The following is a 24,812-nucleotide window of genomic DNA, read 5'->3' as shown; positions in this document are numbered from 1 at the left end:
TGCGCGCTAACGTCGCATCAGAGCAATGCTATGAAAATGAACCCAAGAGCGTGGTTTAACCGCTCCCGTATTCTGATGAATGCTGCCGAAAACATAACGTTTTCGGCGAACGATCCTGCCGGTGAAAGCTCACCGCGGTCGGAACTCTTTTCGACCGTCCAGATGGAACGCTACGGCCAGAAGCTGGCGCGGACTCATAAAGTATCACCGGATAGGCATCCTTATTATCTTCTGAAACGGCTTGGCGACAATGAGGCCGTCATTACCCAAAACTGCTATGAGCTTAACGCGGGTAAAAAGACCAGTATCATGCCCGCCGGTGAATGGCTGCTGGACAATTATTATCTGATTGAGGAACAAATCCGCACTGTCCGCCAGCATCTGCCGAAAAGCTTTGGCAAAGGTCTTCCGTCGCTTGTATCGCCGTTGAATTGCCCACGAATTTATCATATTGCATCAGAGGCCATTGCTCACGGCGATGGCCGCTGGGATGCCGCCAGCCTGACCAGCTATCTCACTGCCTATCAACAGGTGACGCCGCTGACGCTGGGTGAAGTCTGGGCGTTACCGGGAATGCTGCGCCTGGCGCTGATTGAAAATCTTCGTCGTATCAGTATGGAAGTGATAAAAGCGCAGCAGGACAGAAACCTTGCCGATACGTGGATAACAAGGATTGTCGAATGCGCAGAGAGTGCGCCTGGTAATTTAATCATGGTGGTTGCCGATATGGCGCGCTCCCAGCCTCCGTTAACCAGTGCGTTTGTCGCAGAGCTGGTGCGGCGCCTGCAGGGGCATGGCAACGCGCTGTCGTTACCTCTGACCTGGGTTGATCAGTGCCTTCGGGAACAGGGGATCACCACTGACGTTCTCATACATAGTTTCAATCAGCAGCTTGCCGCCAGCCAGCTGTCCGTCAGTAACAGCATCGCGGGCCTGCGTTTATTGAGTGAAACGGACTGGGCTGATTTCGCCGAAACGATAAGCGTTGTCGAACAGGCATTACGCAATGATCCTGCCGGCATCTATCCCCGGATGCACTTCAATACCCGGGATCATTACCGGCACGTAGTTGAGGTTCTGGCCAGAGACAGCGGTCTCAGCGAGCCTGAGGTTGCTGAGAAGGTGCTGGCGCTTTCAGAGGAAAAAGCGCCCGATACACCGGAACATCATGTTGGTTATTATCTTGCGGGCGAAGGTCGACAGGCGCTGGATATTCATCTCCTGGCAGACGCCTCAAGGCTCATACGCTTGCGGCACAGTTTCAACAGAATAACCCTGCTGTCATGGCTTGGAAGCCTGGCGTTGCTGACAACCGCAGCGACCGCAGCAATATTGCACGAAACCGCCATGCAGGGCGCAGACTGGCTATTGATCGCGGTGATATTACCTCTGGTTATCGCATTAACTCAGTTAATGAGCGATTTGCTCAGTGATGCAACCACCCGTTTTCGCGTTCCTCGACCCTTGCCGGGGATGGATTTTTCAGCCGGTATTCCCGCTGACAGTGCCACCATGTTAGTCATTCCCTGCATGTTGACCAGCCACGAAAGTTTCAGCCAGCTCCTCACCAGTCTTGAAGTCTGCTGGTTGGGGAATGAAAACGAAAATCTCAGGTTCGCGCTGCTCACTGATTTTGCTGATTCTGAAAATGAACCCTCGCCGGAAAGTCACGCGCTGCTCAGACAGGCTATCGCCGATACGCAGGCGCTTAATCGCCGCTACCCCTCCGGCCGACCACGTTTTTATCTGTTACATCGCCAGCCTGAATGGAACCCCTCGGAAGGAGCGTGGATGGGCTATGAACGCAAGCGGGGAAAACTGGCGTTACTGAACAGCTGGTTGCGCAATCCCGGAACGCAATTCGTCAGCGTTGCAGAGATGCCTGCCCACCTTTTACCGGGTCACATAAAATACGTCATTACCCTGGACAGCGATACGGTACTCCCGCGCGATACGGCACACAAACTCGTCGCGACGATGGCGCATCCGCTGAATACGCCTGAGTATGATCCGGTACGCCAGAGGGTTGTCAAAGGATTCGGTATTTTACAGCCCGGTCTTGCGGAGGAGATACCACGCAACGGTCAGGGGCGTTACGCAGCCCTGCGCAGCAGCGTACCGGGCAATAACCCTTATTCGATGATGTCTTCGGATATTTATCAGGATCTCTTTGGGGAAGGCTCGTTTGTGGGCAAAGGGATTTACGATGTTGATATTTTTATGCAGGCCACTACGAACATCTGCCCGGAAAATCTGGTACTCAGCCACGATCTGCTTGAAGGATGCTATGCACGTTCGGGTCTGCTGAGCGAGGTGTTACTGTACGAACAGTACCCTAATAATTATCTGTCGGATGTTGCACGACGTTCACGCTGGATCCGGGGTGACTGGCAACTGCTTAACTGGCTAAAACCACGCGTCAGAAAAGCCGATGGAACCCGGGTCAGGAATCCGCTGACCGCGCTTTCTTACTGGAAATTACTCGATAATCTACGTCGCAGTCTGGTCGCCCCCTCCTTACTGATATTGCTGTTCTTCGCTCTGCTTTGGGTACCCAACCCGGTTTACTGGCTGGGCATACTGTTGCTGATATGGCTGTTGCCAGCCATCCTCTGCATCAGCCACGACCTTCTGCATAAACCTCTGCGTCGCCGCGTGAAGCCGCATCTGTTAATGGTGGGGGCGGGCGCGCTAAAGCGTCTGTCAGGTATCAGCCTTAATTTTGCGATACTGCCGCACGAAGCCGGATATTCGCTGAAAGCGATCGCCGTGACGCTATGGCGACTGGGGATAAGCAGGCGTCACCTCAGCCAGTGGGTCAGCCACAGCCAGGACAGCAGTCAGGCCAGACCCACTGTTGCACGTTTTTATCAGGCGATGTGGCTGAACGTTGCCGGTGGCGTGGCGCTGACAATACTGACCGGACAATTTGCCCCACAGCTGCTGGGGATTGCGTTACCGATCGGTTTGGTATGGTGTGTGGCACCGCTGCTGATGAGCTGGCTGAGTCGCCAGCCCGTGCGCAAGGTTTTTTCGCCTAATCAGGAACAAAAACAGCTGTTACGCCAGACAAGCCGTGAAATCTGGGCTTTTTTTGAAACATTTGCCACAGCAAAAGAGAACTGGCTTCCACCTGATAATTATCAGGAAATACCACAACCGACGGTGGCACACCGAACTTCTCCTACCAATATTGGTCTTTCACTTATGGCTAACCTGACGGCATGGGACTTTGGCTACCTGCCTGGCGGAGAGGTGCTCCGGCGCGTGTCGCTCACGCTCGACACGATGGATAAAATGGAGCACTACCGGGGCCATCTCTACAACTGGTATGACACCCGTACGCTGGCCCCCCTAAGTCCACGCTATATCTCCAGCGTCGACAGCGGCAATATGGCCGGGCATTTATTGACCCTGCGTGCAGGCCTGTCCGCCATGCGTCATCAGCCTGTTTTAAGCAACCAACAGATACTGGCAGGACTGAACGATACGCTGGATATTCTGGAAAAACAGTGGGGTAAGAACCCACCTGACAGCCTGAGACTGCTGCGCAAGCATTGCCTGAACGCGGTGTCGCTCTCTCCGCAGGCGCTTTTCAGCGAACTGAAAAGCATGCGCACCCAGTGCAACCATCTGACCAGCGCATGTCATCAGGGATCTCCTCTTCAGATGCGCTGGGCTGGACATCTGGAGCATCAACTGGTTCAGCTTTGCCATGAGTGGTCTCTGTTGCTTGGCTGGTTGCCTGCATCCTGGAATGAACAGACGCTGCCGACGCTGAGCGAGCTTGCCCGTCCGACATTAACCGGTACAGGAACGCCTCCGGCGTCAGTGGCGGAGCAGGCCCGAATGCGACTCAATATTATCACCGAGCTGGAACAGCGGCTGGATGAGCATGCCCGGATGGATTTCGCCTTTCTGTACAGTGAAGCAACCAGTCTGCTCAGCGTCGGTTATAACTGTGACACCAATATGCCTGACAAAAGCCACTACGATCTCCTGCCGTCTGAAATCCGCCTGACCAGTTTTCTTGCCATTGCGACTAATCAGCTGCCTCTTAAAAGCTGGTACGCGCTGGGTCGATTGTTTACCACGATTGATAATGAAACTGCCCTGATGTCATGGAGCGGATCCATGTTTGAATATCTGATGCCGAATCTGGTGATGCCCACCTGGCCCGGCAGCCTGCTCGATGAAATGAGTCAGTCGGCGGTTATGCGCCAGATTCATTGGGGGAAAGAACGCGGGGTACCATGGGGTGTTTCAGAGTCTGGCTATCATGCTTTTGATGTTCAGCACAATTATCAGTATCAGGCATTTGGCGTACCGGGGCTCGGTCTACGCAGGGGACTTGCCGATGACATGGTTGTTGCTCCTTACGCCACGCTGCTGGCGCTGATGGTTTCCCCACAGAGAGCCTGTGAAAACCTGTTCAGGCTGCAAAAAAATGGTGCACGCGGAGAATACGGCTTTTATGAAGCGCTGGACTATACCCCCTCACGTCTTGCAACCGGTCAGCTCTATGCGGTGGTACAGTCCTGGATGGCGCATCACCAGGGTATGGCATTTCAGGCGCTGGCTCATGTGCTGCTTGACGCCCCCATGACTGAACGCTTTATGTCCAGCACGGTATTCCGGTCAGCGAGTCTGCTGTTACAGGAGCGCGTGCCGGATGCGGTCGATCTGTACAGTCCGCGCCGTCATTTTGAATCTCATGAGGGCATGGTCAAACCCGTTCGTTATGAACCCCGTATTTTCTATAGCGTGGATACCCCCTCCCCGGATATTCAACTCCTGTCCAACGGCCATTATCATCTGATGTTGACCGCGGGCGGCGGTGGTTACAGTCGCTGGAATGATATTGCACTAACGCGCTGGCGCAGTGATACCACCCGTGATAACTGGGGAGCATTCTGCTACATCCGCGATACCCAGACGGGAGATGTGTGGAGCAATACCTGGCAACCAACAGGCTACGCCAGCGGACAAGACGAGGAAGTGTTGTTCACCGATGCGGGGGCAGAATTCAGACGCAGCTTAGGGGGACTCAGCGTCAAAACTCAGGTGGTGATCTCTCCGGAGGATGATGTTGAATTGCGACGGCTCACACTGATTCATCGTGGTCGTAAGCCTCGCTCTCTGGAGCTGACAACCTATGCTGAAGTGGTACTGGCACCTGATGCCAGCGATCTGGCACACCCGGCATTCAGCAATTTGTTTATTCAGACTGAGCTGGCTCCTGAGCGTGACGCTATTCTTTGCCACCGGCGCCCGCGCTCACCGGATGAACCGGGCCTTTGCCTGTTTCACATGATGGTGGTGCACGGCGATAACCGACATAACGTGTCGTTTGAAACTGACAGGGCAAGGTTTATTGGACGTGGCAGAAACCCTGCGAATGCACAGGCAATAGAGACGGGAGGGATGCTAGGCAACACGTCGGGCTCGGTGCTGGATCCGATACTGGCAATTCGCAACGCCATCATTCTGCAGCCAGGGCAGCCGGTTACGATTGATATCATTTATGGCATCAGCGAGACCCGTCAGCAGAGCCTGGCGTTGCTGGAGAAATATCGCGATTACCCTATTGCCGATCGCGTCTTTGAACTGGCCTGGTCTCACAGTCTGGTGGTATTGCGCCAGATGAACGCCAGTGAAGATGATGCCACGTTGTTCAATAGTCTCGCCAGCGCTGTGCTTTACCCTGTCCAGGAGCTGCGCGCCGAAGGCCAGGCGATAGGCCGCAACCGGCGTGGCCAGTCCGGACTGTGGGGCTGGGCAATTTCAGGGGATCTGCCGATAGTGCTGCTGAGTATAACCAGCGAGGAAAGTATCACCTCAGTGACCACACTGATTCAGGCACACCGTTACTGGAGACAGAAAGGGCTGGATGTTGATTTGGTTATCCTGAATAACAGCCCCGGCGGCTACCAGCAGGGATTACAAAATCAGATTATGGAGTTAATTTATGCCGGGTCTGAAGCTAGTCTGCTGGATAAAAAGGGCGGGCTTTTTGTCCGCAACGGTGAGCATCTCTCCGCTGAGGATAAGTTGCTTTTGATGAGCGTGGCCTGTCTTTATCTTGATGACCGCGCAGGGGGTATTAATGAGCAGCTTAACCAGCGTATTCATACCCTGAAATCGCCGGCAAAGGCATTCATTCCGCGTGCTGTACGCGAGCGTAATCAACATACGGACTGGAGCCCTGATACCAGTCAGTTATGCCATTTCAATGGGTACGGTGGATTTTCTCAGGATGGGCGGGAGTATCAGATCGTCCTTCGGGAAAATGCGCTTACACCGGCTCCCTGGTCGAACATACTGGCAAATTCTCGTTTTGGCAGTGTGATCTCAGAGGCAGGGCAGGCCTATACCTGGTATGAGAATGCCCATGAATACCGGTTGACGCCGTGGGAGAACGATCCGGTGAGCGATCGCAGCGGCGAGGCATTTTACCTGCGCGATGAAGAGAGCGGGGAGTGCTGGTCGCCGACGGCTTTACCTGTTCGCGGACACGGTGACTACCTGACCCGCCATGGTTTTGGCTACAGCGTTTTTGCCCATCGTGAGAGTGGTATAGACAGCGAGTTGACGGTCCTGGTTGCTGAAGAAGATCCGGTTAAACTGGTGCTCCTGACGCTCAGTAACTCCTCGGGACGGACACGTCAACTTTCCGTCACAGGCTATGTAGAGTGGACGCTCGGAGAAACACGAACGCGCTCAGCCCCTCATATTGTGACACATGTGGCCAGAACGCCCGGTGGCTGCGGGGTGCTTGCGAATAACTTTTATGGTGATAATGGTGGCGGCCGAACTGCATTTTTTGCCGTCAGCGGTAATGACTGTTCTCTGACAGGGGATCGCCGGGAGTTTATTGGCCGTAATGGTTCCCTTCACGCCCCTTCGGCCATGAAACTGCAAAAGCTTTCTGGTAAGACGGGGGCCGGTCTGGATCCCTGCGGAGCGGTGCAATCGGCGGTTACATTAATTGACGGGGACCAGAGGACGTTTATTTTTATCCTCGGCGCAGAAGAGAATGATGTTTGTGCTCAGGAGACGCTGGCCCGCTACATGAACGAGGATACGGTCCGCCAGGAGCTGAGCCGGATTCATAATCACTGGCACAATGTTCTCGATAAAATCGTAGTTAACACCCCCGACACGTCCGTAAATTTACTGGTTAATGGTTGGCTGCTTTATCAGACGGTCGCCTGCCGTCTTATGGCCCGGAGTGGCTACTATCAGTCTGGCGGTGCATTTGGTTTTCGCGATCAGCTGCAGGATACGCTGGCTCTGAGTCACGCTGCTCCGGACCGGATGCGTGAACAGATAATACTCTGTGCATCACGGCAGTTTATCGAGGGGGATGTGCAGCACTGGTGGCACCCGCCACACGGCAACGGTGTGCGTACCCGCTGTTCCGATGACTATCTTTGGCTGCCGCTTGCTGTTTGCCACTATGTTGAAACGACGGGGGATATGGATGCACTGGAAATACGCATTCCTTATCTGGAGGGACGCTCGCTTCAGCCTGGTGAAGAGTCTGTCTATGACACGCCGGTCATCAGCGGCACCGAAGAGACACTCTGGTTACACTGCGTCAAAGCTATTCACTATGGACTTCGCTTCGGGGAGCATGGCCTGCCGCTGATGGGGGCTGGTGACTGGAATGACGGGATGAACCGGGTGGGTATCGAAGGCAAAGGTGAAAGCGTCTGGCTGGGCTTCTTCCTGTACGACATTTTGCAGCGGTTTGCAGCGCTGGCGGAGCACAGGCTGGATGAAAGCGTCGCCGCGATGTGCCGTTCACAGGCTCTGCGCCTGCAAAGTAATCTCGAAGCCCACGCCTGGGATGGGGAATGGTACCGGCGCGGGTATTTTGACGATGGTACTCCCCTGGGATCGAAAACCTCACAGGACTGCCGGATTGATGCGATTGCGCAGAGCTGGTCTGTATTGTCCGGCGCCGCGAGCCCGGGACGGTGCGCAAAGGCCATGCAGGCGCTGGATAAGCACCTTGTGGATAACGAAGGAGGGCTGATCAAACTGTTAACGCCTCCTTTCGACGGACACGGTCCAAATCCGGGCTACATACAGGGGTACCTGCCCGGCGTGCGGGAAAACGGAGGGCAGTATACGCATGGCGCCATCTGGGCAGTGATGGCCTTTGCCCGAATGGGGAATGCCGAACGAGCCTGGCAACTCTGGTCAATGCTCAGCCCTATAAATCATACCCTGAATGCGGACTCTGTCGGGATTTATAAAGCTGAGCCTTATGTCATGAGTGCTGATGTCTACAGCGTCGCTCCCCATACCGGACGTGCAGGGTGGAGCTGGTATACCGGTTCCGCAGGCTGGGCCTGGCGTTTACTTACCGAGGAATTACTGGGGATAAAACGTTCCGGCACTGACTTTAGTGTTCATGCCAGGTTACCGGATGAGTGGTCGTCTTTTTCTATGGCATATCAATATGGTGAAAGCCATTATCAGATTAGTGTTTCACGCGGCGATGCAGAATATTGCGTGACGCTGGATGGTGTTCTCCTCCCTGATGACAGAATACCGCTGAAGGATGATGGACAAAACCATACGGTTGAGATCATTCAGAACTGACACTGATCCCGGAGGTGCATTAACGTCTGCCGTTAATGCGCTGATTATCCCTGAGAACATCAATCGCAGTCTGCATGGCGATTTTGTCATCCCGCCTTTTTTGTTTGTCCTGTATGACCTGAAGGTATTCCAGCAAGGTGCGGGTATTAATCGGTCGGCCCTGTTTACCCACAGCCAGCACGGCTTCTCCAAGAATAATTTTCACAGGCGGTAATTGTGCCGGATACCAGTCAAGGGTGTCTTCTGATTTCATCTTAAATTTCTCACGGAAGGGTAGTGTATCATAAATAAGACGTTCAATTTTCAATATCTGATATCCTGATTCAGACACAACTTAACATAACTTATGCCAGTTATTTTTTTATTAAAGCGTATAATAATTACTCTATTCCTCAGAGAATTATTTATGTCTTATACAAATGGGCTCAGGTATTTTAAAGAAAGACCGGTTCATGTTGCCTGTCCGGTATGTGCACACAGAGCCGATCAGAAAGCAGGTAAACTAAGAAAAGATGCGGTTCTTGAGTGCCCTGCCTGCGGACTGTTGTTCAGACCTTCAGAATGCTGGTGTATCGGCGGCTGATCAGCTTCTGCCACTTAACGTCAGTGATGTCGGAAAATGACAACATTCCTCCTGTACTGCTGTTGTCGAGGGTATGATAATGAAATCTAAAAAATCTGTTTTTATTGAAGGGCATATCATGTCGAACAGCTGTCACGGACAGCCTGGCCAACCTTTCTGTATTCACCGGGTCAGGTTTAGTAATGGTAAATATGCGATTATTCGGGAGGTATCCGGGATATGTTTCAAACCAGGCGAAATTATTCAACGAAACGATTGTGAGTGGTTTTATAAACTTACCAAAATTCGGCTTCTTTCTTTTGAGTACCTTGATGATGATGAATCAAGAAGACAATTCCTTGAGTATCAAGGATAAAACCATGGATTTATAACGGAATAAATTTGCTGACTTACAATTCACCCTTGGCTCTTTAAATTATTCACCAGCCACTGGAAAATATTTTTTCCTGAATTTAGATGAATTTAAATTATCTAAAACAAAATGTATCGCTAAAGACGAATTGCCTCATTGTTTTCCTTTTGCGTTATAACCTTCATTAGCATTAAGGAAATTTATGGCACAGACTTTTACTCATAATTTACTTCATCCTCGCCACTGGCTTACCTGGTCTGGTTTGGGTCTGCTGTGGCTTCTCGTTCAACTTCCTTACCCGGTTTTACATATTCTGGGCTCTGGCCTTGGAAAAATATCCAGACCCTTTCTGAAACGCCGGGAACGGATTGCGATTAGAAATATCGAACTGTGCTTTCCCGAGATGACACCGTTTGCCCGGAGCCAGATGGTCAATAAAAACTTTGTTTCTCTCGGGCTGGGACTGATGGAAACAGGAATGGCCTGGTTCTGGAGCGATGCGAGAGTCAAAAAATGGTTTGATGTCGAAGGGCTTGAAAACCTGACCGGTGCGACAAGAGGAGTAATGGTTGTCGGGATTCATTTTATGTCCCTTGAGTTGTGTGGAAGAGTAATGGGGTTATGCCATCCTATGATGGCAACGTATCGCCCACACAATGATCCATTAATGGAATGGGTACAGACAAAAGGGCGTATGCGTTCAAATAAAGCTATGATTAATCGACGTAATTTATCTGGTTTTGTTCATGCGCTAAAAGCTGGTGAAGCCGTTTGGTTTGCACCAGACCAGGATTATGGGTCTAAAGGAAGCGTTTTTGCACCTTTTTTCTCGGTAAAAAAAGCAGCAACGACGAACGGAACGTATGCCCTTTCAAAACTCGCTGGTGCACCCTTGATCACACTTAGCATGATTCGACGTAGCGATAAAAAAGGTTATCACATGTATATCAGCAATCCGTTATCAGGCTATCCAGGGGAAGACAAGGTCGCCGCAGCGGCTTATATGAACAAGATCATCGAGCGTGAAATTCTCCGTGCTCCTGAGCAATACCTGTGGATGCATCGCAGGTTCAAAACGCGTCCTGAAGGCGAAGTCTCTTTATACAAATGAACAACTCTACTTGTCACGAGCCAGAATCCATCTTTCTTGCCACTGCGTATTTGTAAAAAATGCGATAAGGAATTTTCGATCGGATTCATGCTAACGATGGGTTGACTGACAGCCAAGGTTAATCAATTAAACCGGTTCGGATTTGAAGGTCCGTTTTTCGCTCATAGCGGACAGTTTCATCCCTATGAGCTCTCATCAGCCTTCATTGGCTCATATGTGGCTTTCGAGAGCTCCGTTCGTGTCGGCCTGTCATCGATACTTGCGCTGCAAACGCGCCGCGCATATATGGTTTGGGCTTACCTTTTATCAAACGCTTAGACTACTTTTCACCTGCCAAATTTTTTGGATAAAAGCCATCATTGCCAAAGCAACATCGAAAAATGCTTAATTAAAAGTGCTCACGCCTGCATCCCCTTACCCCGTGCCAGGTTAATCCTGTCAACGCATTCCCTAAACGCTTTGATTTGCTCTGGAGAGAGCTCAGATTCATCAATGTTGGCCAGAAGAGCATTGAGGGAGCGCTCAATATCATTTTTTGCTAACCGTAAACAGATAACCTTAACCCAACGTGGCGAGAACTTGCTGAGGCCGATTGCTCTTGTGATTCGTAATTTCATGCCATGCCTCTCAACCACCAGTGTGGAGGTTTTCATACTCGCTTATAACACGCATTGGATAGGCCTTCTGTTATTATTTCACCTGCAAGCTGACATAGGCATTGCGCCTGGGACCAACCAGCTTTCAGCGAACATCAAATTTGGTTGATACGTCATACCAGAGAGTTACTAGCTTAACTTATGGCAATATTAATGATCTGATACAGGTTGGGATGTCAGCTTTGTGCCAGGAGCGGACATTCGCAATTTATTTAAATGAACCGCACAGCAAAATTCTTTTACCAGAAAATTCATCCCTTACAAGAGTCATGACTGATAAGACGCTCGCGACAAACATCCAGAATTTCGTCAGCAAGAGCGGAATTATCTGGACAGGCACGAGACAACACCAGGGCGCCAACAAGATGCGCGATGGTATTTATCAAGTCAGCGCGCGTGCCATTTTCGGTTCCTAAAACTTCAAGTTGCCGCTCAATTCCGGCCGCAAACGTCTCTTTTATTGATTCAGATTGACGAGCTGCATCAGTACCCAGAGCCGACATCACGCAGCCTTTTCCCATGTCATCACGATGTTGTCGGGAGAGATAATATTCAATAAATTTTTCCCGATTAACACCCTCCGTTTTTTCTGCGGATCGCGTAAAGCCGCAGTTCATGGCCTCAGACAGTAAATCTGCCTTGGAACCAAAATGCTTGTAAAAGCCACCGTGAGTTAACCCTGCCTCAGACATCAGTTCCGATATCCCGATCCCATCGTAACCACGCTCACGAAAAAGTTCTGAGGCCGTTTCAACAACTCGCATCCTGTTCTCGCGAACCTGCTCTTTTGACACTTTCACGTTTCTACCCTTTTCAAATAGAGCCTGATTATACATTGATGATGATCATAATCAAACTGATTGACTTTTTAGATTATGATCACCATCATTAAATCAGTACCTCAACCAATCATTTGCAGGCGGATAAACATGACGAACCAGGCATTATTTCAACCTTATGATCTTGGCCTCATAACACTTACCAACCACATCGTGATGGCCCCTCTGACGCGTAACCGGGCTGGTGCTGGGCTGGTACCGGGCGAACTGGCAGCGACTTACTACGCCCAGCGAGCTTCAGCAGGATTATTGATTACCGAAGCCACGCAGATTTCGCCACAAGCGCAGGGATATCAGGATACACCGGGGATCTATACGCAAGCTCAAATAGAGGGTTGGCGCAAAGTGACTGACGCAGTCCATGCCAAAGGTGGGCGTATATTTGTACAGCTCTGGCACGTAGGGCGAATTTCGCATGTCGATTTACAGCCTGGTGGCGCTGCACCAGTCGCACCTTCCGCTATCCGCGCTGAGACGAAAACCTTTGTGAACAACGGTTTTGCTGATGTTTCTGAACCACGTGCGCTGGAAGTGGAGGAAATAAAGGGGATCATCGATGATTTCAGAAAGGCAGCTGCAAATGCCATTGTCGCCGGGTTTGACGGAGTCGAAATCCATGGTGCGAATGGTTATCTGCTGGAACAGTTCCTTAAAGATGGTGCTAATCAGCGTATTACGGCCTGAGATAACCAACTGCTTTAGTGAATACACAATATTTACCTCAAAATTATCATGGATATGAAGAGAATGTACTCTGTACCTAATGCAAGAAACGAGAGGGAGATCAGAAATCCTAACGTATTGATTTATCAGTTAGTGGGAGTGTCATATGAACTTATTTACCACAGTAGGTGATTTAACATAATATACATTATGCGCACCAATATGGAGTGAGGAGAAATCTGGCGTTTTGTGGACATCCTTGGCCTGGATGATAATGGTCCCTGACTGTGTCTTCTCAAGTGCTGTTATCGTCACGCTGCTCCTCTCACAGTGCATGGCTCACCGTTTTGCCCTGTTGATATAAGCCTGTAAACCCTCAGCAAGAAAATCAAACACCGTTTTACAGGCCTGGCTGTGGCGTAGATCCTCATGCATCACCAGCCAGGTGTCGAGATGAAATGCAAAGAAATCAGGCATTATCCTCTGTAACGGCGGAGAAAAATCGGCGAGCTGCACCTGACACATACCGATACCTGCCCCGGCGCGTATGAGGTTTAACTGTGCAATATCACTGTCGGTTCGCACGGTAAACAGTTCGCGGTTTAGCTGTGGGTACTGTTTAAGCGCTTGTAAAATAAAAGGCGTCATATTATCGAAACCCACAAGCGTATGGGTGAATAATTCATCAATACTTTCCGGTGCACCATGTCGTGACAGATACGCTGGCGCGGCATGCAGACCTATTTCAATCCTGCCCATCCGACGCGCAATCAGTTGCTCCTGCACCGGTGTGGTCATGCGTACAGCAATGTCCGCTTCCCGGTTCAGTAAATCCTGAACGCGATTAGACAGAACCAGCTCAACGGTTATTTGCGGGTATTCTTCCTTTATGTGTGCAATCACCGGAGGCAGAACCTCGGTGCCGATGATTTCACTGGCGGCAACGCGCACCACGCCTCGTAGTCCGGTTGCGCCGGAACTGAAACTGGCAGCCGACCGCTCAATCATCATGGCCGTATTTTCCATCGCTTGCGCATGGCCCTTCAGCTCGACGGCTGCGTCCGTGGCCTGCAATCCTGTCTGCGAACGGGTAAATAAAACAAGGCCCAGGGCTGATTCCAGCGCCGCAATATGACGCCCGGCAGTTGGCTGGGTAATGGCAAGCCTGCGTGCGGCCCCAGACAAGGACCCTTCTTTCATCACGACCAAAAAGGTGCGATACCATTCCCACGGGATATTGAGCTTCATACAAAAATGCATACCTGCTGGCTTATATTATGCAATTACATTTATCACTTGCGCTCATTAAGATGTCAAGCAGATAACCAACAAGGGTATGACGATGAAAAGCACAGATAAGGTACTGATATTGGGTGCAACGGGCGGGATCGGTGGCGAAATTGCCCGTAAAATGATCCGTGACGAATGGGATGTACGTGCATTACGCCGCAGCGTTCCGGGAAAAGACGCGCACAACAATAGTATTACGTGGATAAGCGGCGATGCGCAGAATGCTGAGCAGGTTGAGGCCGCGGCGTCAGATTGCAGCGTGATTGTCCATGCCGTTAACCCGCCGGGTTATCGAAACTGGGAACAGCTGGTTTTGCCCATGTTGCATAACACCATCAGCGCAGCGGAGCGAAACGGTGCATTAATCGTTCTGCCGGGGACGATTTATAACTACGGCCCGGATGCTTTTCCCCTCTTACGCGAGGATTCCCTTCAGAACCCGGTTACCCGAAAAGGAGCCATACGCGTGCAAATGGAGCAAGAGCTCGCAGCCTATGCACAGCGTGGCGGAAAGGTGCTGATTTTGCGGGCTGGCGACTTTTTTGGTCCCCATGCTGGAAACAACTGGTTTTCACAGGGATTAGTCAAACCGGGGCATACGCCGAAGGTAATTAAAAACCCCGGGAAAACCGGCGCTGGCCATCAGTGGGCCTATCTGCCGGATGTCGCCGAAACGCTCGCAGCACTGCTGGCGCGTCGGGATGAGCTCGAGCCGTTTGCCAGTTTCCATATGCGCGGGCATTGGGATCCTGATGGGACAGAGATGACCGCAGCCATAAAGCACGTCGCGATGCGTGCCGGTATTAAGGCGAAGGTGAAGTCATTTCCCTGGTGGCTTATCTCCACGATGAGTCCCTTTAACGCTACGCTGCATGAAATGCGGGAGATGCGCTATCTTTGGGAGCAGACAATAGAGATGGATAATTCAAAACTGATTGCCTTTTTAGGCCATGAACCGCAGACCCCTCTTATTGAGGCCGTGCATGCCACATTAGATGGTCTGGGCTGTATTTAACATAATCCTAACCTGCACGTTTAGAAAGAGTTGAACGATGTCTGATATACTTCAGCTTTTGAAAAACGCAGCCCTAAGCAAATGGAAATTGAATTAAATAAAAGTATTAAAGAGAGAATCTTCCATGCCGTCATTTTTGAAGTGATAGCTAACGTTATCATCGCGCTGTCGCTTGCCTGGCTGATGAACGTGTCGATACTCCAGTCAGGCTCCCTGTCCGTGATATCTGCACTTACCGCAACGGCCTGGAATTTTGTATTTAATAAACTCTTCGACTCCCTGCAAAAAAAACATCAGTTTCAACGAACATTTCTCGTTCGTGCTATTCATGCGGTGGGTTTTGAAACAGGACTGATCGTCACCTTAATCCCCGTCGCGATGATTATGCTGGATTTAACCATGACTGAGGCATTTTTCGTTGAGATTGGTCTGGTACTGTTTTTCCTGCCATACACAATGCTGTTTAACTGGCTATACGATTATCTTCGGTGGATATTTGTTGGACGGAAACGGGTTGCTATGTAGCGATTGTGCGTTATAGCGCACGGTGGTAAGCTGGCCTTCTTGATTGACAATCAGCAGTGAGGCGCCGCTTTATGAATAAACTTCTTATACTCTTCCCCGCTCTGTGTTTAAGCGGTTGCGTGGATCTGGGTAAAGTTGGAACGCATCCGGAAGTGGCATCTTTCTATATCAATCATCCTAAAAGCCAGGTTGCCGATTGCCTTATGTACGCATCATCCAGAGAACATTTATCGCTGGAATTTGATGATACCCTTCCTGATGGTAGCGAAAGATATAATCTCCAGGATAGCGATTATACCGATGTTGCCTGGGTCGAAGTCAGTAAATTCAGCGGAAAACAGACTTCCGTTGAATTTTATTATGCCCCTCACGATCCTGGGTTGCATAACTCAATTCTTTCTATAGTGGATCAGTGTAAAAAATGAAGAGGAAAATAAAATGCAAAGTCTCCTGATTAAAGGAATTTGTCTTGCGTTAGCGTTGTCCGCCGCCGGAACGGCTCAGGCCGTTCAGAAAGAGAGCCATGACGACAATCTCAACGGAATCACCATTTTCGCTCAAAAAGAGTCTCAGGGAAGCCAATGGGACAGTACAACAGGCGAAGCAAAATACATGGTCAGCTATAAGGTGACGCTGGATAATGCATCGGGTAAAAGTATTGAGCCGGGCAAAGATAATAAAATGTGTTTCTTCCTGTTTGATAAAAACGGAAAGACATTTATGAGCACCGGCATTGAGCTGGATATGTTGAAAAAATATGAACCGCGGGACAACAGAACAGGGGTAGTTTATTTTTCCAGTTCAAACCCTGACGTTTTAAATATGCCATTTGTCCGTTTCGGCATCGGAAAAGACTGCATAAATTGATGCCTGTCACATTGACGCGTTCTTTAGCATGTTCGCCCCCACTCTCCTTCTATACTCGTTATTTCTCTATCTCGTAAAGGAAGGAAGCATGTTCGATCATGTGAAATTCGGCGTCAGTGATTATGAAAAAAGTAAAACCTTCTTTCTCCATGCGCTTAAGCCGCTTGGTGTAGAACTCATCGATGAAGGCACGCCAGACTACGGTGTCGAAATGAGTTCAGGCGACGTTTCGCTCTGTATTTTTCAGACAAATGATAAACCTGCTCCTCTGCATCTGGCGTTTGTGGCCAACACGCGCCAGCAGGTCGATGCGTTTTACCATGCCGCCCTGCGCGCCGGAGGACGTGATAACGGCGGGCCGGGGTTGAGGTCATACGGTGAAAATTACTACGCCGCGTTTGTCATCTCGCCTGATGGCCATAATATCGAGGCGGTGTGCCATGCGCCGGAAAGTCAGTAGCTCAGCCCTTCTGTCAGAAGCAATTAAATGATCTGTCATGCATATTTTTGCACGATAATGCACGAAAGTGTTTTATAACGCGCTCGCAATCCCGTATGGTATCGGCAGTAAACGTGCAACTTCATGCAATAACACTGACAGAGGTACCTATGACACAACAGCTGATTTTAATTGCCGGCCCCTATCGCAGCGGAACCGAAGGCGTTCAGGCACGCATTGATGAGAATCTGGCGCGACTCGAAAGCGCAGCATTAGCCGTTTACCAGCGGGGTCACGTCCCGGTCATTGGCGAATGGCTGGCTTTGCCGTTGGCAAAAGCCGCTGGGTCGAAAGCGGTTGGTGATGAAATCAGTGAAGCGATGCTGTACCCCGTTGCTCACCGGCTCATAGCTAAATGTGATGCGATTTATCGTATTGCCGGTGCGTCTAAAGGTGCCGATATGGACATTGAGGTCGCCCGCAAATATGGTCTGAAGGTTTATACCGCCCTTGAGAGCATTCCTGAGGCTTAAGGCAGGCCGCCAGCCAGCCTGTGCTTACAGGCTGGCTATCAGAGAGTGCCACTCTCTGAGGTCAACACGACGGATACCCCCTTTTCCGATACCGCGCGGATCCACTCCTTATCGGTATTGTCTTCAACGACGATGGTGTTCACCGATGACACATCGCCAATCACAAACGAAGACGCTGTGTTGATCTTTTCCGGAGAAGCCAGCACAACCGTCTCCGCGGCTCTGCCGGAAAATGCACGTTTGATGCACGCCTCTTCGAAATCACCGGTTGTCAGCCCCGCGTCGGGGTGAATGCCGGTCACGCCCATAAAGAACAGGTCTGCATGAATATTTTCGATACCTTCGATGGCCGCAGCGCCGACCGCAACGATAGAGTGTTTATACAAGCGACCGCCGATCAGAATCACCTCAATGAACGGATGATCGACCAGCCCCAGGGCAATGCTCGGGCTGTGCGTTACCACCGTGATGCGCAAGTCTGCCGGTAAAAACGTAATCAGCTCCGAGGTCGTCGTGCCACCGTCGACGATCACCACCTGGCCTGATGAAATCAGCTGCGCGCCTTTACGGGCGACCCGTTTTTTCGCATCCATTTTCACGGATTGTCGTTCAGCAAAGGGCGCAATCGCGGAAGATGCCGGAAGCGCGCCGCCGTGAACGCGCTGCAAACGCCCTTCTGCCGCCAGCTCGCGTAAATCACGCCTGATGGTGTCTTCAGAGACGTCAAAGAACATGCTGAGCGCTTTTGACTGGACCTGCCCTTCGGCGCCGAGCTTTTCGAGGATCAATTGTTTTCGCTGACTGGTGAGCATCATGAATTCCTGATGTTGCATGTTTTGTCTTGAAAGTGCACGATAATGCTGTTTATGATAAATACTCTACGTAAGGAGGAACAAACGTGCAATCAAAACGTGCAGATGTGCGCATCATTGACAGTGAAACGCTGTCAGATAACTGGTACGTCCTTAAAAAATACACATTCGACCTGCAGCGACGTGACGGCGAGTGGCAGCGTCAACACCGGGAAGTCTACGACCGGGGGAACGGCGCGACGATTCTGCTCTACAACCGTGATAAAAAGACGGTGATCCTGACCCGCCAGTTCCGCTTCCCCGTCTTTATCAACGGCCATGAGGGCGATTTAATCGAAGCCGCTGCGGGGTTGCTGGACAATATGGATCCCGAAAGCCGCATAAAAGCAGAGGCGGAAGAAGAGACGGGATTCCACGTTTCACGCGTTCAGAAAATCTTTGAAGCCTATATGAGCCCGGGCTCCGTTACGGAAAAGCTCTATTTTTATCTTGCCGAGTACCAGCCGAAAGACAGAACCGGCGCAGGCGGTGGGATCAAGGCGGAAGGAGAAGATATCGACGTGCTGGAAATGACGCCTGAAGAGGCATTACGCGGCATTGAAACGGGCAAGATTGTCGACGGGAAGACTATCATGCTGCTTTATCATGTTGCGCTGAAAGGCATTCTCTAGCCTGCCGCACTTCGGACACCTGCCGCCGTGCAGGTGTCTGCCTGTGCTATCCTTGCAGAAGCCTGCAAAACGGAGAACCGAAAATGGCCGACTGGAACCCTTCTCTTTACCTGCAATACGGCGCGGAAAGAACGCGTCCTGCCGCTGAACTGCTCGCCAGAATTCCGCTGGATGAGGTCTCCACCATCGCTGATTTAGGCTGCGGGCCAGGAAACAGTACCGCGTTGTTGAAGCATCGCTGGCCATCGGCACACATCACCGGGGTCGATAACTCCCCTGCAATGCTCGAAGAAGCACGCGCCGCGTTACCCGACTGCCGTTTTGTTGAGGCTGATATCCGCCAGTACAAGCCTGGCCAGCCGCTGAACCTGATTTACGCTAACGCATCGCTACAGTGGATCCCAGACCATTACGATCTCCTGCCGCACCTAGTTTCCCTGCTCACGCTTAACGGCGTATTAGCGATCCAGATGCCTGACAACTGGCTTGAGCCCACTCACGTAGCGATGCGCGAAGTGGCGCTGGAGCAAGACTACCCTGACCGCGGCCGCGAGCCTCTGCCGGGAGTGCATGCCTATTACGACATCTTGTCGGAGGCCGGCTGTGACGTGGATATCTGGCGGACAACCTATTTCCATAAAATGAGCTCCCACCAGGCCATTATTGACTGGGTAAGCGCCACCGGTTTGCGCCCGTGGCTCCAGGAACTGAATGAGAGCGAGCAGAAACGTTTCCTGAAACGCTACCATGAGCTACTGGAAGAGCAGTATCCACTCCAGGAAAACGGGCAGATACTGCTGGCTTTCCCGCGGCTGTTTATTGTGGCTCAGCGTCAGCCCTGAACGGGGCTATGAACGAGCCTCTTTGAGCAGCTGCTGAATAACCTTTTCCTGCTGCTCATAATCGCCTTCGCCAAAGGCGGTATAGCGCAGCTGGCCTTTTGCATCGAAATAATAATGCGCTGGCCAGTACTGGTTCCCGAAAGCGTTCCAGATTTGGTAGTTATTATCCGTCACCACCCGGTACGGCAGCTGCCACTTATTTACCGCGTTTTTCACCGAGGCGAGCGGTTTTTCCCAGGGGTATTCCGGCGTGTGAACCCCTATCACGACCAGCCCCTGCGACTGATACTTCGTGGCCCAGTCTCGCACGTGCGGGAGCGTATGCTGGCAGTTGATGCAATCCCACGTCCAGAAATCAATCAGCACAACCTTACCTCGCAATGATTCAGACGTGACAGGGTCACCGTTAATCCACCCTGTTCCGCCGCTTAACGAAGGCAGCTGGCTGCTGGGCTCTGCCATCACGACCGGCTGGAGCTTCACCGGCGCGGCTGTGGGTTTCGCCAGCGTAAGGAGTGTTGTCTCCAGACGGTCCGCAACACCGTTTGCTCCTTTAAGAAGCGAAGTCATTCCTGTCGCGTTAAATACGACAGCCGCCAGCATCGCCACGCCCGCCCCCTGCCGCAGCTTTTCCATCAGCGCCGATTTTGCTCTTAACGGCGCCATCAGCGTGCGGCCTCCTAAAACGAGCAGGCTCAACATCAGGGCGCATCCGCTGCCATAGGCTGCCAGCAGCGCGCCCGTCGCAATGGCCGAGTGGCCCGCGATGTTAATACTGAAAATGGCGCCCAGTATGGGCCCGGCGCAGGGGGACCAGAGCAGCCCGACCGCCAGCCCGGCCAGAAAAGCTGATGCCATACCGCGCGTTTTCCCGCTTCGGGCGTTGAGGACATTTCCCGCGCTGACGGCCGGACCCGCAATACGCTGGGCGAACGACGGAAAAATTAAGGCCAGCGCGGCCGCGGCCAGAATGACGAGGGCGATCCAGCGCCCGACGATGGTTGCCTCTGCGATCCACTCGCTGGCGACGGTGACGACCATCGCCACCAGGGTGAACATCACGATCATCCCCGCGAACAGGGCCAGAATATGGCGTCGCTGCCCCTGAAAACCGGCGAACAGGAGCGGAATAACCGGGAGCGTACATGGACTGAGCAGGCTTATCATCCCGCCCAGAAAAGCGATTAACAGAAACATAGAAACCTCACAATACAAGTCCTGCGACGCTGCAGTGAGGTTATTTCATCGTGCGGATGTGTTCAGGATATGTGTAAAAACGCGGGTTTTGTCTGGCTCTGTATCACCCGGGCAGGGAGATACAAAGCCGTACAATTAGCTAACGGCGCGGTAGCGTAATGGAGACATCCAGCCCGCCTTCGGCCCGGTTCGTCAGGTTGAGCTTTCCTCGCAGCTGAGCGGTAAGCTGCGCGGCAATCGCCAGCCCGAGTCCTGTTCCGCCGGTATCGCGGTTGCGCGATGTTTCAACCCGATAAAACGGCTGTAATACCGCCTCAAGCTCGGCTTCGGGGATCCCCGGTCCGTCGTCCACAACGTGAATAACCACATCGCTGTCGGACGAATCATCTATGGCAATCGCGGCGTGCTCACCGAACTTGAGGGCGTTATCCAGCAGGTTGGTCATCACCCGGCGAAGCGCCTGCGGGCGCGTGACGATCGGTAAACGAGCTTCGCCTGCCTGGAACTGCACGTTTTTACCGATGTCCTGATAATCGCAGGCAATGCTATTGACCCATGCGTTCAGCTCCAGCTTCAGCGAGGTCTCTTCCAGGGATTCTGATGACCGGGCATACGCAATACCCTCCCGCACCAGACGCGACATGTTATCAAGGTCGTTTAAGAGCTTGTCCCGCAGTTCTGGCTGCTCCGTCATTTCAACACGAAGCTTCATGCGGGTAATGGGCGTCTGGAGATCGTGAGAAATAGAGGCCAGGATCTGCGCGCGCTCCCTGAGATAAGACTGAATGCGCGTCTGCATTGCGTTAAAGGCATGGGCTGCGCGCTGCACCTCCAACGGCCCTTTCTCCGTCATTGGCGTGCTGGCTGCAGGATCCAGCGAGTCCACCGCGCGGGTAAATTGTGAAAAAGGCCGTACCACCTGCCGCACGGCGATCCATGAGCAGGCCGCCAGGAGCAGCAGCTGCAGGATGAGCACAACGGGCAGCCAGCTGGCGACCGGCGGCATGCGCGGGATGAGGTCAATGGTCAGCGGCGAGCCATCGCGTAACGTAAGATGCGCCTGGATGTGCGAAATGGCGCCGGGAACGGCGGTGAAGCGGAGCGGATACTCTGGCGCGAGCGTCGCTTTTAAGGTACGGATGGCATCCTGTGAACGCTTATCCGTCGGCGCTGCGCCGGGCTCCCCTGTGCCCAGAATATAGCGATAGTTACCCCGCTCAAGCCTCGGAAGCCAGGCCGCGCGCTCGCTGGCCGGTAGCCGGTCTAAAATGGCGACGCTGGTTGCGACGTCGTTTTCCAGATTACCGAGCATCACCGTGCGGGCGCTGTGCATTCGTTCAATCATGACCAGCGTCAGGCTCAGGGCGTTAGCCAGCAGCAGACCGGGCAGCACGACGATCAGCAAACGGGCCAGCAGCGAGCGTGGCCATAGCCTCATTCGTTAACCTCTTTGATGGTCACCGGCATCGTAAAGACGTAGCCTTCGCTGCGCACGGTTTTGATATAGGCGGGCGTACGGGCATCTTCGTTCAGGCGCTGGCGGACCCGGCTAACCAGCAGGTCAATAGAACGTTCAAACAGCTCGGCGTCGCGCCCCTGCGTCAGGTTGAGCAGCTGATCGCGAGTCAGCACCCGCTGAGGATGGTCAAGGAAAACGCGCAGAAGGCGATACTCCGCCCCGCTGAGCGCCACAATCACCCCTTCCGGATCGATTAAGTGGCGGGCGACGGTATCGAGCTGCCATTCACCGAACATCACCAGCCGCCCTGCTTCTGTTACCTGTAGATTGGGCGGCATCGTGCGGAAACGCCGTAAAATCGCTTTGATACGAGCCAGCAGTTCGCGGGCGACAAACGGCTTCACCACGTAGTCATCCGCGCCCATCTCCAGACCGAGGATCCTGTCCGTCTCCTCGTTGCGGGCCGTCAGCATCAGAATGGGCAGATCTTTGTGTTTGCCGCTGCGCAGCTGCCGGCATAGCGTAAGCCCGTCGTCGCCGGGCATCATGACATCCAGCACCACCAGGTCGATATGCTGTTTATCCAGCACGACGCGCATCTCTTTGCCGTTGGCCGCGCCCGTGGCGCGATAACCCGACTTAACGAGATAATCGACAATCAGTTCACGAATATCCCTGTCGTCATCGACGACAAGGATATGATCAATATGCTCCACCGAAATCTCCAGACCGAAGGGTAACGTACTGAAAATAGCACATTTCAGAGCTTGTCAGCGTCAACAACGGCCTTGACGAAATCCTGCGGATCTTCCTGAGGCGGATTGTGCCCCACGGTTGCCCCGAAGGTGCGATGCTCATATTTTCCGGTAAATTTACCCGCATAGGCCTGCGGAGCCGGGTGCGGCGCACCGTTGTTTCCGCCTTCGATGGTGATCGTTGGAACGGTGATATTCGGCAGCGCGGCCAGTTTTTGCTCGTAGCTGTCGTATTTGCGCTCACCTTTTTCCAGCCCTAAACGCCAGCGATAGTTGCTGAGCGTCACGGCAACGTGATCCGGGTTATCGAGCGATTTGGCGCTGGCGTTAAAAACAGCATCGCTAAATTTCCAGTCAGGCGAGGCCTGAGACCAGATCAAACGGGCGAAGTCATGCGTGTTTTTGGCATAGCCCTCAGCACCGCGCGCGGTGGCGAAATAGAACTGATACCACCACTGCTGCTCCGCTTTTGGCGGCAGCGGCTGTTTGCCAATCTGCTGGCTACTGATCAGATACCCGCTCACCGACACCAGTGATTTAACGCGCTCTGGCCACAGCGCCGCAACGATATCCGCCGTACGGGCACCCCAGTCATATCCTGCAAATACCGCCTGCTTAATATTCAGGGCATCCATCAGGTTTACAATATCTTTCGCCATAGCTGAAGGCTGGCCGTTGCGCGGCGTTTTGGCTGACAGGAAGCGCGTGGTGCCGTAGCCGCGCAGAGAAGGCACAATCACCCGATAGCCTTTTGCCGCCAGCGCGGGGGCGACCTCGGCATAGCTGTGAATATCGTACGGCCAGCCGTGCAGTAAAATAACCGGCTGGCCATTTTTCGGGCCGATGTCGACATAGCCGACATTCAGATCGCCGGCGTTAATTTGCTGCGGATGATCAAAGGCTGCCGCGGCGTTTGTGCCGGTGACTTCGGCCTGACAGGCCATCACGGTGCCAAGAGAAACGGTCAGTGCGAGAGTTGAGTACGCGAGTTTGCTAAACATGTTGGTATCTCCGATTGAGTACAATTCACGGGGATATAACAACACTGCAATGTATAGCGGATATGTGCGAAAGCGGGTTTATTGCAAGCCTGTGTATGTATCCGGGACGCTGATACAGTGTGATACAAACACAGGCGTTGACGCCTTACAGGGAGAGGCGGTAGCGGACGTAATCGTCAGCTTCACCATATTTGTCATAGAGTTTACGCGCCGGGTTGTTCTCCCGTGTGACCCAATACAGTTTTGACCACCCTTCGCGCTTGCCTTCCTCAATCAGAGCATCAATCAGCGCCTTACCTGCGCCCGCTCCGCGTTCGTCGGCATCAACAAACAGATCTTCCAGGTAGCAGACGGGGGCCGTTGACCAGGTGCCTTCATGGAGAATGCACATCGCGAAACCGATGACCTTTTGGTTCTTCTCGACCACCCGGCAGAACATTGGTGAATGTGCTGAAAGCGCCCTTTCCCATGTGGATGCGGTGACGGATTCCTCAAGGTAGCAATCATAAAAATGGGTATAGCCATCCCACAGCGGTCGCCACCGGGAATAATCGTCTTCGCATAGAGGTCTTACTGTGACAGTCATGTG

Annotated in this window: 22 protein-coding genes and 1 pseudogene; 13 read left to right on the top strand and 10 right to left on the bottom strand. The window is 52.4% G+C overall.

Translation table 11 applies throughout. From position 1 onward, the window contains the following. The first annotated feature begins 30 nt into the window (after positions 1-30). Positions 31-8,613 carry a GH36-type glycosyl hydrolase domain-containing protein gene (locus KIF87_RS00385; RefSeq protein WP_213327543.1) on the top strand — a complete coding sequence of 2,861 codons (8,583 nt, stop codon included), beginning with the start codon at positions 31-33 and terminating at the stop codon, positions 8,611-8,613. 19 nt (positions 8,614-8,632) lie between these two features. Here the strand turns inward: KIF87_RS00385 and KIF87_RS00380 are convergent, their stop codons facing one another. Beyond that, a complete protein-coding gene (locus tag KIF87_RS00380) occupies positions 8,633-8,866 on the bottom strand; it encodes a YnaE/YdfK family cold shock protein (RefSeq protein WP_001446196.1) in 234 nt (77 codons plus the stop codon). A gap of 93 nt (positions 8,867-8,959) precedes the next feature. Here KIF87_RS00380 and KIF87_RS23520 point away from each other — a divergent pair, with 93 nt between their 5' ends. The 3 genes from KIF87_RS23520 to lpxP all read left to right on the top strand — a co-directional run bounded on the left by KIF87_RS23520 (position 8,960) and on the right by lpxP (position 10,659). Next, positions 8,960-9,196: a YnfU family zinc-binding protein gene (locus KIF87_RS23520; protein ID WP_350360144.1), complete on the top strand. Its 237-nt coding sequence runs from the start codon at positions 8,960-8,962 to the stop codon at positions 9,194-9,196. A 79-nt stretch (positions 9,197-9,275) separates the two neighbouring features. Beyond that, positions 9,276-9,551 (top strand): hypothetical protein, encoded by a 276-nt coding sequence (locus KIF87_RS00370; RefSeq protein WP_213327542.1) that lies wholly within the window; start codon positions 9,276-9,278, stop codon positions 9,549-9,551. Between the two features lie 199 nt (positions 9,552-9,750). Then, positions 9,751-10,659: a kdo(2)-lipid IV(A) palmitoleoyltransferase gene (gene lpxP, locus KIF87_RS00365; protein ID WP_032938037.1), complete on the top strand. Its 909-nt coding sequence runs from the start codon at positions 9,751-9,753 to the stop codon at positions 10,657-10,659. A gap of 398 nt (positions 10,660-11,057) precedes the next feature. On the opposite strand, the gene KIF87_RS00360 is transcribed toward lpxP, so the two are convergent. Beyond that, positions 11,058-11,276 (bottom strand): hypothetical protein, encoded by a 219-nt coding sequence (locus KIF87_RS00360; RefSeq protein ID WP_047400308.1) that lies wholly within the window; start codon positions 11,274-11,276, stop codon positions 11,058-11,060. A gap of 290 nt (positions 11,277-11,566) precedes the next feature. Continuing rightward, entirely contained in the window at positions 11,567-12,115 is a 549-nt protein-coding gene (locus KIF87_RS00355; protein WP_180264377.1) for a TetR/AcrR family transcriptional regulator, read from the bottom strand. A gap of 129 nt (positions 12,116-12,244) precedes the next feature. On the opposite strand from KIF87_RS00355, the pseudogene KIF87_RS00350 reads away from it, so the two are divergent. After that, positions 12,245-12,826 (top strand): annotated as a pseudogene (locus tag KIF87_RS00350) (oxidoreductase); the annotation flags it as partial. A 330-nt stretch (positions 12,827-13,156) separates the two neighbouring features. Here KIF87_RS00350 and KIF87_RS00345 read toward each other — a convergent pair. Then, on the bottom strand, positions 13,157-14,065 hold the full coding sequence (locus KIF87_RS00345) for a LysR family transcriptional regulator (RefSeq protein ID WP_213327541.1): 909 nt from the start codon (positions 14,063-14,065) through the stop codon (positions 13,157-13,159). A 94-nt stretch (positions 14,066-14,159) separates the two neighbouring features. Here KIF87_RS00345 and KIF87_RS00340 point away from each other — a divergent pair, with 94 nt between their 5' ends. From KIF87_RS00340 to KIF87_RS00315, 6 genes are all read left to right on the top strand, one after another. Then, complete coding sequence (locus tag KIF87_RS00340; RefSeq protein WP_213327540.1) at positions 14,160-15,122, top strand: NAD-dependent epimerase/dehydratase family protein; 963 nt, start codon at positions 14,160-14,162, stop codon at positions 15,120-15,122. An 81-nt stretch (positions 15,123-15,203) separates the two neighbouring features. Beyond that, positions 15,204-15,647 carry a PACE efflux transporter gene (locus KIF87_RS00335; RefSeq protein ID WP_213327539.1) on the top strand — a complete coding sequence of 148 codons (444 nt, stop codon included), beginning with the start codon at positions 15,204-15,206 and terminating at the stop codon, positions 15,645-15,647. Positions 15,648-15,718: 71 nt separating this feature from the next. Next, positions 15,719-16,072 (top strand): hypothetical protein, encoded by a 354-nt coding sequence (locus KIF87_RS00330; protein WP_213327538.1) that lies wholly within the window; start codon positions 15,719-15,721, stop codon positions 16,070-16,072. A 13-nt stretch (positions 16,073-16,085) separates the two neighbouring features. Beyond that, positions 16,086-16,514, top strand: coding sequence for a DUF4354 family protein (locus KIF87_RS00325; RefSeq protein ID WP_213327537.1), 429 nt, complete (start codon positions 16,086-16,088; stop codon positions 16,512-16,514). A gap of 88 nt (positions 16,515-16,602) precedes the next feature. After that, a complete protein-coding gene (locus KIF87_RS00320) occupies positions 16,603-16,974 on the top strand; it encodes a VOC family protein (protein WP_213327536.1) in 372 nt (123 codons plus the stop codon). Positions 16,975-17,123: 149 nt separating this feature from the next. Further along, positions 17,124-17,486, top strand: a complete 363-nt coding sequence (locus KIF87_RS00315) for a TIR domain-containing protein (protein WP_213327535.1) — start codon at positions 17,124-17,126, stop codon at positions 17,484-17,486. A 38-nt stretch (positions 17,487-17,524) separates the two neighbouring features. Here KIF87_RS00315 and KIF87_RS00310 read toward each other — a convergent pair whose 3' ends face one another. Next, positions 17,525-18,298 carry a DeoR/GlpR family DNA-binding transcription regulator gene (locus KIF87_RS00310; protein WP_213328003.1) on the bottom strand — a complete coding sequence of 258 codons (774 nt, stop codon included), beginning with the start codon at positions 18,296-18,298 and terminating at the stop codon, positions 17,525-17,527. Between the two features lie 86 nt (positions 18,299-18,384). On the opposite strand from KIF87_RS00310, the gene KIF87_RS00305 reads away from it, so the two are divergent. Further along, entirely contained in the window at positions 18,385-18,969 is a 585-nt protein-coding gene (locus KIF87_RS00305; RefSeq protein WP_213327534.1) for an NUDIX hydrolase, read from the top strand. 83 nt (positions 18,970-19,052) lie between these two features. Then, positions 19,053-19,811 carry a trans-aconitate 2-methyltransferase gene (tam, locus tag KIF87_RS00300; protein ID WP_213327533.1) on the top strand — a complete coding sequence of 253 codons (759 nt, stop codon included), beginning with the start codon at positions 19,053-19,055 and terminating at the stop codon, positions 19,809-19,811. A 6-nt stretch (positions 19,812-19,817) separates the two neighbouring features. On the opposite strand, the gene KIF87_RS00295 is transcribed toward tam, so the two are convergent. From KIF87_RS00295 to KIF87_RS00275, 5 genes are all read right to left on the bottom strand, one after another. Further along, positions 19,818-21,008, bottom strand: a complete 1,191-nt coding sequence (locus KIF87_RS00295; protein WP_213327532.1) for a cytochrome c biogenesis protein/redoxin — start codon at positions 21,006-21,008, stop codon at positions 19,818-19,820. Positions 21,009-21,147: 139 nt separating this feature from the next. Next, positions 21,148-22,446: an ATP-binding protein gene (locus KIF87_RS00290; RefSeq protein ID WP_213327531.1), complete on the bottom strand. Its 1,299-nt coding sequence runs from the start codon at positions 22,444-22,446 to the stop codon at positions 21,148-21,150. Next, the gene (locus KIF87_RS00285) at positions 22,443-23,183 is read right to left on the bottom strand and encodes a response regulator (protein ID WP_063142774.1); all 741 of its coding nucleotides are present in this window, start codon (positions 23,181-23,183) and stop codon (positions 22,443-22,445) included. The genes KIF87_RS00290 and KIF87_RS00285 overlap by 4 nt, the downstream gene beginning before the upstream one ends. A gap of 44 nt (positions 23,184-23,227) precedes the next feature. Next, complete coding sequence (locus KIF87_RS00280; protein WP_213327530.1) at positions 23,228-24,223, bottom strand: alpha/beta fold hydrolase; 996 nt, start codon at positions 24,221-24,223, stop codon at positions 23,228-23,230. A 145-nt stretch (positions 24,224-24,368) separates the two neighbouring features. Further along, complete coding sequence (locus KIF87_RS00275; RefSeq protein WP_213327529.1) at positions 24,369-24,809, bottom strand: GNAT family N-acetyltransferase; 441 nt, start codon at positions 24,807-24,809, stop codon at positions 24,369-24,371. Positions 24,810-24,812 lie beyond the last annotated feature (3 nt).

It is taken from the genome of Enterobacter sp. 120016, assembly GCF_018383635.1.
GTDB classification, from domain to species: domain Bacteria; phylum Pseudomonadota; class Gammaproteobacteria; order Enterobacterales; family Enterobacteriaceae; genus Enterobacter; species Enterobacter asburiae_D.
Note: the sequence above shows the minus strand (reverse complement) of the source record. Positions and strands in the feature narration are given on the sequence as shown.

Bases quoted from the DNA above. Each gene is read 5' to 3' on its own strand.
- KIF87_RS00385 (WP_213327543.1), top strand. From the start codon at position 31: ATGAAAATGAACCCAAGAGCGTGGTTTAACCGCTCCCGTATTCTGATG.
- KIF87_RS00380 (WP_001446196.1), bottom strand. From the start codon at position 8,866: ATGAAATCAGAAGACACCCTTGACTGGTATCCGGCACAATTACCGCCT.
- KIF87_RS23520 (WP_350360144.1), top strand. From the start codon at position 8,960: ATGCCAGTTATTTTTTTATTAAAGCGTATAATAATTACTCTATTCCTC.
- KIF87_RS00370 (WP_213327542.1), top strand. From the start codon at position 9,276: ATGAAATCTAAAAAATCTGTTTTTATTGAAGGGCATATCATGTCGAAC.
- lpxP (WP_032938037.1), top strand. From the start codon at position 9,751: ATGGCACAGACTTTTACTCATAATTTACTTCATCCTCGCCACTGGCTT.
- KIF87_RS00360 (WP_047400308.1), bottom strand. From the start codon at position 11,276: ATGAAATTACGAATCACAAGAGCAATCGGCCTCAGCAAGTTCTCGCCA.
- KIF87_RS00345 (WP_213327541.1), bottom strand. From the start codon at position 14,065: ATGAAGCTCAATATCCCGTGGGAATGGTATCGCACCTTTTTGGTCGTG.
- KIF87_RS00340 (WP_213327540.1), top strand. From the start codon at position 14,160: ATGAAAAGCACAGATAAGGTACTGATATTGGGTGCAACGGGCGGGATC.
- KIF87_RS00335 (WP_213327539.1), top strand. From the start codon at position 15,204: ATGGAAATTGAATTAAATAAAAGTATTAAAGAGAGAATCTTCCATGCC.
- KIF87_RS00330 (WP_213327538.1), top strand. From the start codon at position 15,719: ATGAATAAACTTCTTATACTCTTCCCCGCTCTGTGTTTAAGCGGTTGC.
- KIF87_RS00325 (WP_213327537.1), top strand. From the start codon at position 16,086: ATGCAAAGTCTCCTGATTAAAGGAATTTGTCTTGCGTTAGCGTTGTCC.
- KIF87_RS00320 (WP_213327536.1), top strand. From the start codon at position 16,603: ATGTTCGATCATGTGAAATTCGGCGTCAGTGATTATGAAAAAAGTAAA.
- KIF87_RS00315 (WP_213327535.1), top strand. From the start codon at position 17,124: ATGACACAACAGCTGATTTTAATTGCCGGCCCCTATCGCAGCGGAACC.
- KIF87_RS00310 (WP_213328003.1), bottom strand. From the start codon at position 18,298: ATGCTCACCAGTCAGCGAAAACAATTGATCCTCGAAAAGCTCGGCGCC.
- tam (WP_213327533.1), top strand. From the start codon at position 19,053: ATGGCCGACTGGAACCCTTCTCTTTACCTGCAATACGGCGCGGAAAGA.
- KIF87_RS00295 (WP_213327532.1), bottom strand. From the start codon at position 21,008: ATGTTTCTGTTAATCGCTTTTCTGGGCGGGATGATAAGCCTGCTCAGT.
- KIF87_RS00290 (WP_213327531.1), bottom strand. From the start codon at position 22,446: ATGAGGCTATGGCCACGCTCGCTGCTGGCCCGTTTGCTGATCGTCGTG.
- KIF87_RS00280 (WP_213327530.1), bottom strand. From the start codon at position 24,223: ATGTTTAGCAAACTCGCGTACTCAACTCTCGCACTGACCGTTTCTCTT.
- KIF87_RS00275 (WP_213327529.1), bottom strand. From the start codon at position 24,809: ATGACTGTCACAGTAAGACCTCTATGCGAAGACGATTATTCCCGGTGG.